Here is a 12230-nt window from a genome sequence, read left to right on the forward strand (position 1 = left end):
GATGTTCGCGCCGGCCAATGAAACCCACTTTGCCCTGACCATCGAAGGGCTCTCCGCCGATTTTCAGGTATTCACCCTGACCGGCCGGGAAGCCATCAGCCAGCCTTTTGTGTTCGAGGTGGAGCTGGTCAGTGAGCAGCCGTCGCTGGACCTCGAAACCCTGCTGCACAAACCGGCCTTTCTGCAGCTGTCGCCCGATGGCAGCGGCATCCACGGCCAGATCTACCGCGCCGCGCAAGGTGACTCGGGCAAGCGCCTGACGCGCTATTCGGTAACCCTGCGCCCGCAACTGTCGTACCTGGCGCATCGCGTCAACCAACGCATCTTTCAGAACCTCACGGTGCCGAAAATCATCGGCATGGTTCTCGAAGAACACGGCATCCAGAGCAACGCCTACGAATTCAAGACCGGTTCGATCTATCCCGAGCGCATCTACTGCGTGCAATACGATGAATCGGACCTGCACTTCATCCAGCGCCTGTGCGAGGAAGAAGGTATCCACTACCACTTCCAGCACAGCGCCACGGCGCACAAGCTGGTGTTCGGTGATGACCAGACGGTGTTCCCGAAACTCCAGCCTGTGGCCTACCAGCAAGACTCCGGCATGGTCGCCAGCAATCCGGTGATCAAACGTTTCGACCTGCGCTTGGAAACCCGCACCAGCCGCACCACGCGCCGCGATTACGACTTCGAAAAACCGCGCCTGACGCTGGAAAGCGAGAACCGTGGCGATGCCCTGCCCGACCTCGAAGACTACGACTACCCGGGCCGGTTCATCGACCGCGAGCGCGGCAAACACCTGGCCAAACGTGCCCTCGAACGCCATCGCAGCGACTTTCAGCTCGCCGAAGGCAAGAGTGATCAGCCGTTGCTGGTCAGCGGCCATTTCCTCGCCCTGACCGAGCACCCGAAAGCCAAGTGGAATGACCTGTGGCTGCTGACCGAAGTGCTGCACGAAGGCAAACAGCCGCAAGTGCTCGAAGAGTCGGTGACCAGCGACACCACCGCGCTGAAAGACGATTTCCACCAGGGCTATCGCAACCGCTTCCAGGCGACCCCGTGGGACGTGCCGAACCGCCCGCCCCTACGCCACCCGAAACCGCGCATCCTCGGCAGCCAGAGCGCCGTGGTCACCGGCCCCAAAGGTGAAGAGATTCACTGCGACGAGTACGGCCGGGTCAAAGTCCAGTTCCACTGGGATCGCGAAGGTCAGGCCGACGACAAGACCAGTTGCTGGCTGCGCGTCTCCAGCGCCTGGGCCGGCGCCCAGTACGGCGGCATCGCCATCCCGCGCATCGGCATGGAAGTGCTGGTCACCTTCCTTGAAGGCGACCCCGATCAACCGCTGATCAGCGGCTGCCTGTACCACAAGGAAAACACCGTCCCCTACCCGCTGCCGGCGAACAAGACCCGCAGCACCTTCAAGACCCTGAGCTCGATGGGCGGCGGCGGTTACAACGAACTGCGCATCGAAGACAAGAAAGGTCAGGAGCAGATCTTCCTCCACGCCCAGCGCGACTGGGACGAGAACATCGAGCACGACCAGAAGATCCGCGTCGGCAACGAACGCCACGACACTGTCGAGCAGAACAGCTACACAGAATTCAAGGCCGAAGAACACCACACCGTCTACGAAGACCGCAAAGTCGAAGCCCGCGCCAACGACCACCTGACCGTGGGCGTCAACCAGCACATCAAGATCGGCACCGGCCAGTTCATCGACGCCGGCCAGGAAATTCACCTCAGCAGCGGCATGAAAGTGGTGATGGAAGCCGGCGCAGAACTGACCCTGGTCGGCGGCGGCAGCTTCATCAAGATCGACGCCGGCGGCGTGACCCTGAGCGGCCCAACGATCAACATCAACTCCGGCGGCAGCCCCGGCAGCGGCACTGGCGCCGCCCCGCTGATGCCCGGCGTGCTGAAACAGGCCGACGCCGACAAAGCCGGCCAGGTCCTGACCCCGGCCCAGATCAACACCCTCAAACGCAACGCGCCGTTCTGCGAAGAATGCGAAAAATGCAAGGCAGGTGCCTGTGCCATCTGATCGACTGACACCCAAAGACTGGCTGGCACAACAGCCGCTGCAAACCGGCGAGCGCCTGTACCTGATCATCAGCGCAGCGAGCGATGCCGACGCACTGAAAACCCTGTACCTGACCGAACCCACCGCCCAACTCCTGCCAATCTGGGGCGGTACGCCCTACTCCACCTGGCAACCGGTGATGCCCTACGTCACCGAACTCAAACCGAACTCGGCATTCCTGCCCTGGATCGCCGAAACCGACGCCCTCGACTGGGGCTGGCTGGCCATCTCACGCGCCGAACCGAACGAGGTGTTCGAGCACCTGCGCAGCCTCACACAGGTGAAAATGCCGGACGGGACTGAGGTGTTTTTCCGCTTTTGGGATGGGCGGCATATCTACCCGATTCTGAAGGGGCTTGGGGAGAAGGCTGGGGAAGTAATGCCGGTGTTTGAGCGGTATCTGATTAACGGGAAGACGCTGGAGGTTGGGACGCGGGTATTGCCGAAGGTGAAGGATTGGCCGTGGTGGGAGGTGCCGAAGGAGTTGCTGGATGGCTTAGCCAAGGAGAACCCGACGACACTGATCAGCAACCTGATGCAGTGGCTGGAAGAAGACCGCCCGGATGTTTACAACGCTTGGCCTGAGAACAACCTGAAGCTGAAAGTCAGCCGTTTCGTGCGCCGCCCGGATGCGCCGAAAAACCTTAAAGAAGCACTGTTAAACCACCTGATTCTGGAGCAAGGCTGATGGATCGCGTTGCCTTTGTTGACAACCAACTGAACACCTTCAAGGACAGTCTGAAGCTGTATCAGGAACAAACCAAAACCTGGTACGCAAGGGCCGCCGACAAGGCCAGTCGAGCCGCAGACCTGCCCTCCCTGTTGGGCATGGAGCGCGTGATCAAGGTGGGCGACACCAGTAAATCGGTGAGCATGAACGACGGTAGTTTCGCCTCGAACGTGGCTCAGTGTCCTCTCAAAGGTCCATTGCTGATCGAAAGTAAATTCGAATCGGTCTACGACATCCCGATTGGCGACATCGAAGTCGAGATCGTCGCGGTGGAAGGTGGTGCGGTCAGCAAAGTCAAACTCGACGCTCAAGGCAAAGCTGAGTGGACCGGAGGTATTCCCGGCAAGTTCTATCAGATCCGCGTTCACAACGAAGTGACACCGGCGCAGATCGACGCCCTCTTCGGCTCCTATAGCGGCGTGACAGCTGACCTGGAGGGTTTCCTGCGTAAAGAGTGGGCCGGGTTCAAGCCGCAATGGTCGAACCTGTCGCCTTCGGGCACCGCGATGGCTATCGGCAATGGCATTCTTGAAGGTGGCTGGGAAGCCATCAAGGGTGTGTGGGATGGCATCAGTCTGGTGCTCGATATCCTGCAAGACCCGAAGAAATTTGCTAAGGATCTTGGGGCTGGTGCTGATGAGCTGATCAAGGTCGCCAAAAGCTCGCCAGATGTCATGAAAAAGGCCATGTTGCTGGCCAGTGACGAAGCCGCACTGTTCCTGCTGGTGCGCAGCGCAGTGATCTGGCTGGCCGGTTTGCCACCCATGAAGATGGCGGGCGACGTGGCGAAAATGACCACAGCGATCGTCGTTGGTATCGCGATCGACATCGTGATTGGTGTGGTCCTGACCATCGCAGCCGAAGGCACCGGGATCATCTATCTCGCTGCCCGACTGAAGAAGTACGGTGAGTTGGTTCTCAACGCCGTCATCGGTTTCGTGAAGTCGTTGTTCAAGATCATCAACGGCTTTATGGAATACGTCGCGAAGTACACAGCGGTTGCGGCGCGGGGTGTGACGGCCAAGGTGAGGAATGGTATTTCCGAGTTGCGTTTTGATGGGAAGAAAAACGCAAAACTCGCAGATGGAAAAATAGCTGACGATGCCTCCAAACAGGCAAAAACGCCCGCCGACAAAAGCGCGGAGCCGGCAGCCGACACTTGCACCAATGGATGTCCGGTTTCAATGGTTACCGGTGAAGAACTGTTGACGCTGACCGACGGCCAACTTGACGGTCTGCTGCCGTTTGAATGGACCCGTCTCTACCGAACCAGTGCAGTGGAAATCGATTGTGGTCTGGGTTATGGCTGGAGCCATGCGCTGGCGCATCGCCTCGAGATCAGTGACGACGAAGTCATCTGGACCGACCACGAAAACCGCTCGACACCCTTCCCCCTCCCAAGCGAACAACGTCCGGCAATTACCAACAGCCTGTCGAAGGCCGCGATATTTCTTGGAGACGATCCGTCAGAACTGATTCTGGCACAGGCAGGCAAACGCCCATCGTTCTACCACTTCCGCTTCAACAGCAAAGGCGCCACCCTGATCGCCATCAGCGACAGCTATGGCAATCAGCTGCACGTCACGCGCGATATCCACGGTCGAATCAAGCGCCTCGATAACGGTGCCGGTCGTGCCCTGCTGCTGCGTTACGACCGCAAACACATTATCGCTGTGGACTATCAACAGTTCCTGCCGGCGGACAACCTGGAAGATACCTGGAACACCGTTCAAACGCTGGTGACGTACAGCTATGACGCACAGCACCGTCTGATCGAAGCGAAGAACGCGGCCGGCGAAGCCGAGCGCTATCGCTACAACGAACAGCACGTGATTCTGGAGCGGCAACTGGCGGGCGGCGCGGCCTTCTATTGGGAGTGGGAGAACGAAGGCAAACTGTCTCGCTGCATCCGTCACTGGGCCAACTTCTCGCAGATGGAAGCGCATTACGCCTGGGATGACAAAGGCAGCGTAACGGTAACCAACGCCGATGGCAGCGAAGAGGTCTACACCCACGACGACCAGGCGCGACTGATCAGCAAGGTCGACCCGGACGGCGCCGAACACCTCAAGGCCTATAACGACAAAGGTCAGTTGATCGCGGAAAAGGATCCTTTGGGTGCCGTCACCGAATACCGGTACGACGACAACGGACTGATGACTGCCGTCATCCCGCCGGAAGACGAAGCGACCACGTATGAATACATCAATGGTTTCGTCAGCGATGTTCATCGCGGCAAAGCCAGCTGGAAGTACCAACGCAACCGTCAGGGCGACATCACCCAGCAAATCGACCCGAACGGCAATGCCACGCTATACAGCTACGACGCCCAAGGTCGCTTGCTGGAGATCCGCCACCCCGACGGCAGCCGCCATCAACTCGGCTGGAACAACCTCGGGCAGTTACTGGAAGAACGCCTGCCGGACGGCGGTCAGCGCAAGTATCGCTACGACGCACTGGGTCGGCAGATCACCCGTCAGGAAGAATCCGGCGCCATCACCCACTACCAATGGGATGCGGCCAACCGCCTGGCACAAGTCACGCTGCCGGGCGGCGCAACACGTGCCTTCACCTACAACGCCTATGGCAACGTCACCGCCGAACGCGACGAACTCGGTCGCGTTACGCGATATGAGTATGCGGACAACCTGCACCTGGTCAGCCGCCGCATCAATCCGGACGGCAGCCAACTGCGCTACCGCTACGACAACTCGCGTCTGTTGCTCACCGACATCGAAAACGAGCGCGGCGAACATTACCATCTCGATTACTACTCGAACGGCCTGATCCAACAGGAAACCGGCTTCGACGGTCGCCGCACGGCCTACGAATACGACCTCAACGGCCAGTTGCTGAAGAAAACCGAATTCGGTGATGACGGCAGCGAACTCGTTACCGAGTATCAACGCGACGCCGCTGGCCGTCTGCTGGTAAAAACCCTCGCCGATGGCGAGGAGATTCACTACAGCTACGACGCCCTCGGCCGCCTAGTAAACGTCGACGACGGTCACTGGCCGCTCGCCTACAAGTACGACCTGCAAGACCGCCTCATCGAGGAACACCAAGGCTGGGGCACCCTGCGCTACGAGTACGACAGCGTCGGCCAGCTGAGCCATTGTCGCCTACCCGATGGCAGCACACTCGACTACCGTCACCTGTCCGGCGGACGCCTGAGCAGCATCGACCTCAACGGCTCCCGCCTGACCAGCCACCAGTTCAGCGCCGGTCGCGAACAGCAACGCCAACAAGGCCTGCTGCTCAGCCAATACCAGTACGACGAACAGGGCCGCCTGCAAGCCCATACAGTCGGCCAGCGAGACAAGAACCTGTACCAGCGTCGCTACAACTACGATGCCAACGGCAACCTCGCCGGAATCGATGACAGCCGCAAAGGCAAGCGCAGCTATCACTACGACCCGCTCGACCGACTCATCAGCGTGCGCGGCGCCACGCCGGAAAGCTTCGCCCACGACCCGGCAGGTAACCTGCTGGGTCAGAACAACGAAGGCACAGCGAACCTGGCCAACGTCAAAGGCAACCGACTGCTGATGCAGGGCGACCGTCATTACGACTACGATGCCTACGGCAACCTGATCCGCGAACGCCGTGGTACCGGCCAGAAACTCGTCACCGAATACCGCTACGACTGCCAGCACCGCCTGATCGGCGTAAGCCTGCCAGGTGGGAGCACCGCGTCCTACAAATACGACGCCTTCGGCCGACGCATCGAAAAAACCGTCGACGGCCACACTACCGAGTTCCTGTGGCAAGGCGAACGACTGATCGCTGAAAGCGCCGAAAACCGCTACCGCAGCTACATCTATGAGCCCGGTAGCTTCCGTCCATTGGCGATGCTCGATGGTGAAGGCCCGCGCAAAGCCACGCCGTTTTACTACCAACTCGATCATCTGGGCACACCGCAGGAACTCACCGACTACAGTGGCGAGATCATGTGGTCAGCGAAGTACCGCGCCTACGGTAACCTCGCTGCGCTGGACGTCAGCGAGATCGATAACCCGCTGCGCTTCCAGGGTCAGTATTTCGATGCCGAGACAGGGTTACATTACAACCGGCACCGCTACTACAATCCGGGGACTGGGCGGTTTTTGACGCCGGACCCGATCAAGCTTGCAGGCGGTTTGAATAGCTACCAGTACGTGCCTAACCCTACGGGGTGGGTGGATCCGTTGGGGTTAAATAGCACTAATTGCCCCAAGAAGGTTGATACAAGCGACTATCAAACACGTAAAGACCTAAGAACAGATGTTTATGATGCAAAGCGCCCAGAAGGTAGGCATGCCACAAAGCACACAAATGCGCAATCGGCAGAACAAGCGAAATCGCTCAGCCTAGGTCAAGGGAGTCGTGACGGAAAACCAGAAGCCTCTTATTTACCGGATATCGCGAATAACGTCAGCGGTTTTGAGAAGCAGGCGGCTTATTCAGCGGTACGCGATGGGAATGTATTTGATCATGGGAGTTCAAGATATATGTTTTATAGATCGGAAACCCCCGTTGGATATAACAATGGCGAACTAACAAACTGGGTTAGGATTGAACTTTCCAAAGCTGGCGAACCTGTCATACACAGTTTCCCGGCCTCACCCGATCAAGTTAAAAAATACATGGGCAATGTAAAATGAGACCAAAACTCAAATATGAACTTCAACCAATTCGAGTGCCAAGCGGTTGGACAGTAACAATCAACAACCTTTTTGAAATTGAATTAACGCCAGAAACCAGCGACTGGTTCACTTGCTCAGTACTATTGGGCGGAGTGCGTCGAAGTAGCGGGCACTGCTTCGATTCTAGAGTAGAACCAGAGGGCGATCCCAACGGAGAGTTTGTAATTGATTTCCTGAAAATCGATTATGACCAAAAAGGAAAACCGGTTAAAAACTCCGAAGTTTTTCTTGGTGAGTTCAGAACCAAAAGCAAAATTGAATTCATTAAAAAAATTGAATCTTTCATGATCGAATCGTGAGATACAGACATTTAAAACCCAGCACTCACCAATACAGCCAAAGCAAATAAAGCAAGAGGGAAATTTATTTTTCACACTTTACAAAAGACACTGAAAATAAATTCACTCCCTTTTTTTAAAATGCCCTTCTGCTATCCAACCTGAATGGGTAAAGACCTGTAGATACGGCACAACAGATCTTACGACCAAAGGAAATGTGGCGCTTAAACCCCGCATTTAATCGGCGGAAAGAATGTTAGAAACCAACAAAAAAATAGCACTTAACGGAGAAGATGCTCTCGAAGTCCTTGCGGATATCGAGTTTATATTAATTTCACTGCACAAAATGGGCAGCTACTACTCCGACAAACCAATCGAAGACTACCAAAAAGCCACCACTGACTTCATTGATAACGAAGGAGTCACCCAACGCCTTGCCAAAGTAAGAAAAATTATAAGCAAGAATTTTGATTCGACACTAGGGGATGATGATATGGATGACATTGAGCGCCACATGGAAGGGATTAAATTTTGGAACCCCTAACTAAATTTTAATATATATAACTCTCAACAAATTTGTTTATATAGATGTAATCCGCAGCAGAGTCCCCATACGCTTACAGCTATCCGAACAGTGATCAAAGGAGAGAGATTATTTTCAATAACCTCAAAGATATTGAAAAACAAATCTCTCACCTTTTGCGAAACTTCAATCTGCGACCAATCAAAAACTATAGAAGAGAAAAAAAAGATGATAGATTTATTTTTTACTAAATTCATATCGACATAAAAATACACAAAAACAAATCCGTCCTCTTTTACTGTGCTTATGAATAGCAAAGCTTACGAAGAATACAACTACTGGCTCGGACAAAATGAAAATTCAAATTGGAATGAGTACATTACTGAACAAGTAGCCTATGGAATTCTAAGAAATTTCGGCGCCATGGACTGGCAACTATTTAATGAAGCAATACTTTCGAAAGAAGAATACTGGCAAGAAAGAAGTGCTGCTGTTCTCGGAGAGCTACGATCACCCGAAGCAATTAAAATTCTAAAAAAACTTCTTGAATCCAAGTTTTCGGAGGTAGCAATCGCCGCAGCTTCCGAACTTGACTGGACGGAAGCAGTCATTGAGGAAAAATACTCTAATAATATACAGGAAATTATAAACAACCTGTCCGACGAAGAAAACGACTCCCACCCAGAAATCATAAACTTGCTAAGAAAATCACAAGGCCAGCCTTCTTCAAAATAAACAACATAAAGTCTTATTTTCAGACAAAAAATTACTTTACCCTCTTCGAAAAAATAAGAATAAAGACCACTAACTCATACCCAAACATACTCCAAAAAACTTGAAAAATAATTTTTCCCTTTGACGCAATTTTTCAAGTGTAGAAATTTCAAATGAGACCCAAACTACGATATAAGCTTCAACCGATTCGAGTCCCAAGCGGTTGGACAATAACAATCAACAATTTTTTTGAAGTTTAATTAACGCCAGAAACCAGCGACGGGTTCACCTGCTCAGTACTATTGGGCGGAGCACGTCGAAGTAGCGGGCACTGTTTCGATTCTAGAGTAGAACCAGAGGGCGCCCCCAACGGAGAGTTTGTAATTGATTTCCTGAAAATCGATTATGACCAAAAAGGAAACCCGGTTAAAAACTCCGAAGTTTTTCTTGGTGAGTTCAGAACCAAAAGCAAAGTTTAATTCGTTAAAAAATTGAATCATTCATGATTGAATCGCGAGATATAGACACCTTAAAAATCCAACAATCAGCAATCCAAAAACAGTCTATGATCCGAACGTAATTCGACAAAAAAACTCGACGCGGGCACAGCTGATGATGAACATTTGAGGATGGTATGATCACGTTAATACCAACGGGAAAATTTCCATGAAATTTAAATCAGCCGGCACAAAAATCAATCTAAACAAGGTCTCTTACAGAAGCCTTGGTTTCGGAGAGAAATCAAGTATTGAAACAAAAAAATACGAAATGACGATAAACAACGATGAGTTTCCGGAGCAATTCATCAAACACGCAAACTCATTTATTATCGAATGCAAAGTTGATGACTCTAAGCAAGGCTACGCGGACATTCCAGAACTTGAAAAGATAAATTATCCGACTTTTGATAAAATTTTAAAAGCCCATCACTATTTAGCGGCCAGCCTTATAAAAGATTGTCTTTATTTCGAGCTTTTTTATTTCTATTTCAAAAATCAGAAATATCTGAACTAGTTATAAATAGCATAAAAGATGTAAAATCAGATGAAATGTCAATTACGATCATGGGTGATACGTATCCAGCTCAGAAAAGTTTATGAACGAAAGGTATCAGATTTATTTTCCAACTCTAATCAAAAGAGATTGAAATAAGCCCGTCTCCTTTTACACGACCACACTTCGCATACGGAGTCTCGCCGCCCATTAAATGATTTTTTCACCATCTACGGTATAGCGATCATCTCTCCACCATTTCCTCCGCCACCTCATACTTAACCACCACCCGATTCCGATACAACCTCACCCGCTCCACCAACTCCCCCACCTGCCCCTTCTCCCTCACCTCCCGCCAGATCTCATTCTCCCGATAGACCCGCTCCCCCTCCCGCACAAACCGATGCCCTTCCTGAAACACGTGATACCGATACGCCCGCACCTGATCGCATAACAACTCGCCCTCCAGCTGCGTGTCCCCCACATTCAACTTCAACTGAAAACTCCGATCCGTCGGGTTGTGCAGTACCAGGTCAACGTAGTTGTAGAAAATTGCCGCACCGGAACCGAATGGCAGCACTCGCCCCTCATCCGGGAATGGATCGAAGCTGTGGTTGGAGCGTTCAACAACGACCAGCGGCGAGTGAATCGCCATCCAGTGGATCAGGTTGCTCAGTTGGCAGATTCCGCCGCCGATACCGCTGCGTGCTTCGCCGAAGGACAGTTCCATGCCTTCGACGTAGCCGCGTTTGCGGGTTGGGCGGCCGACGAGGCGGCAGAAGGAGAAGTATTCGCCTGGGGCGATGATGAGGCCGTCGATGGCGGCGACGGCGAGTTTCAGGTTGATGACTTTGTTGTGTTGCAGGGCGAGGTCGGAGTCGCCGAGTTTGCGGATGAGTTTCGAGGTGTGTTTGAGGTAGCGAAATGGCAGACGGTCAGCGCCGGCCACAAGGCGTGCGTAGCGTTTGCTGGAGCAGTGCCAGGCGATCTGGCGGAACAGTCTTTTTTGCCACACGCGCAGCCAGTACAGGGCCGGGTGATAGAGGGAAAGTGGTTTCATCCGTGGGGCGACGGCAGGTGCCGTTTCTTCCTTGACGCATCCGAGGAGCACGCAGTTTAGCCTGTGGGCCGGCTTGCGTCGTGCGCGAGATGTCGTGTCTCGAAACACCTCGCCTCACTTCCTGAACAGCAAATTAAGCTTCAACTAAGCTTGCGTCGCTAGCATCCCGGCCCGAGAGACACCTGTCGCCGATCAACCGCGGATGAGCTTCCCGAATGAGCCAGTTTGATTTACCAGCCGTTACGCAGCCGAATTTCAGTCTTGTATTGGTAAATTACAAAACCCCGGACATCACCCGGATGTGCCTGGAGTTGTTGCGTCAGCACGTTCAGGCGCAGCGCATTCCGGTTTGGGTGGTGGACAATGATTCTGCCGACGCCAGTCTGGATTATTTGCGCTCGCTGGACTGGATCAATCTGATCGAACGCTCCTCCCCCGGCAAAGAAGCGGGACATATCGCCCATGGCAAGGCGTTGGATCTGGCGCTGGAAAAAGTTGAAACCGACTATCTGTTTCTGCTGCACACCGACACTTTTGTCTACGACAAGGAAGTCTTCGCGATGATGCTGCGTGAGTGCGCAAAGTCTGCAGACATTGCTGCAGTCGGGTGTGTCGAGCAAATCAATCGCGGGATTGTCAGAGACACTTGGCGACTAACTTCGCGTTTTTGCAAACACTATATTCGCCGGGCGAAAACGGCATTGGGTTTGCGCAGTAAAGAGCCGAAACCTTATCGGGAAACTCACCTCAAAAGTTTTTGCACGTTGTGGAACGCCAGGTTGATGAAGTCTCAGGGACTGCACTTTTGCATGGATGACCGAGTTCCCGGTTATACCCTGCAGGATCGAATGGTCGCTTTGGGCTTCGGCATCAAGCTGCTGTCACCGCGCAAGATTTTCCGCTATCTGGATCACATCCAGGCAGGCACCGTCGCTGCCGCCGGCACCTACGGCAAAAACCACCGTCGTACCAGAATGTACGAGGCCACTCTCAAACGTTTTGAAAAGCAAGCATCGGTTTGATCATGAACACAAAAAGGGCGACCGCAAAGTCGCCCTTTTTTAATCTGAAATTGTATACATCCGCTCCTAAGAGGTGTTCGCCCAGTGTAATGGCCTGGCAATCCATGCACCGGTAAAGAGCCCTGACACTGGGCGAACGGGA

General features: G+C 53.5%; 9 protein-coding genes. 8 read left to right on the forward strand and 1 reads right to left on the reverse strand.

Going from position 1 to position 12230, the window contains the following annotated elements:
• The first annotated feature begins 1 nt into the window (after window position 1).
• From tssI to GTQ41_RS16470, 7 genes are all read left to right on the forward strand, one after another.
• A complete protein-coding gene (gene tssI / locus GTQ41_RS16440; protein WP_047293378.1) occupies window positions 2–2044 on the forward strand; it encodes a type VI secretion system tip protein VgrG in 2043 nt (680 codons plus the stop codon).
• Window positions 2034–2771 (forward strand): DUF4123 domain-containing protein, encoded by a 738-nt coding sequence (locus GTQ41_RS16445; protein WP_047293377.1) that lies wholly within the window; start codon window positions 2034–2036, stop codon window positions 2769–2771. The genes tssI and GTQ41_RS16445 overlap by 11 nt, the downstream gene beginning before the upstream one ends.
• Window positions 2771–7456, forward strand: coding sequence for an RHS repeat-associated core domain-containing protein (locus tag GTQ41_RS16450; RefSeq protein ID WP_254369333.1), 4686 nt, complete (start codon window positions 2771–2773; stop codon window positions 7454–7456). The genes GTQ41_RS16445 and GTQ41_RS16450 overlap by 1 nt, the downstream gene beginning before the upstream one ends.
• Window positions 7453–7797, forward strand: a complete 345-nt coding sequence (locus GTQ41_RS16455; protein ID WP_155416804.1) for a hypothetical protein — start codon at window positions 7453–7455, stop codon at window positions 7795–7797. The genes GTQ41_RS16450 and GTQ41_RS16455 overlap by 4 nt, the downstream gene beginning before the upstream one ends.
• Before the next feature lie 232 nt (window positions 7798–8029).
• Window positions 8030–8320 carry a hypothetical protein gene (locus tag GTQ41_RS16460; protein ID WP_047293376.1) on the forward strand — a complete coding sequence of 97 codons (291 nt, stop codon included), beginning with the start codon at window positions 8030–8032 and terminating at the stop codon, window positions 8318–8320.
• Window positions 8321–8605: 285 nt separating this feature from the next.
• Window positions 8606–9034, forward strand: a complete 429-nt coding sequence (locus GTQ41_RS16465) for a HEAT repeat domain-containing protein (protein WP_047293375.1) — start codon at window positions 8606–8608, stop codon at window positions 9032–9034.
• A gap of 645 nt (window positions 9035–9679) precedes the next feature.
• A complete protein-coding gene (locus GTQ41_RS16470) occupies window positions 9680–10027 on the forward strand; it encodes a hypothetical protein (protein ID WP_052912725.1) in 348 nt (115 codons plus the stop codon).
• Between the two features lie 223 nt (window positions 10028–10250).
• On the opposite strand, the gene GTQ41_RS16475 is transcribed toward GTQ41_RS16470, so the two are convergent.
• The gene (locus GTQ41_RS16475; RefSeq protein ID WP_047293371.1) at window positions 10251–11066 is read right to left on the reverse strand and encodes a VanW family protein; all 816 of its coding nucleotides are present in this window, start codon (window positions 11064–11066) and stop codon (window positions 10251–10253) included.
• Between the two features lie 215 nt (window positions 11067–11281).
• On the opposite strand from GTQ41_RS16475, the gene GTQ41_RS16480 reads away from it, so the two are divergent.
• A complete protein-coding gene (locus GTQ41_RS16480) occupies window positions 11282–12088 on the forward strand; it encodes a glycosyltransferase family 2 protein (RefSeq protein ID WP_047293370.1) in 807 nt (268 codons plus the stop codon).
• The last annotated feature ends 142 nt before the right edge of the window (window positions 12089–12230 follow it).

This window comes from Pseudomonas sp. AN-B15, assembly GCF_019056475.1.
GTDB lineage: Bacteria > Pseudomonadota > Gammaproteobacteria > Pseudomonadales > Pseudomonadaceae > Aquipseudomonas > Aquipseudomonas parakoreensis.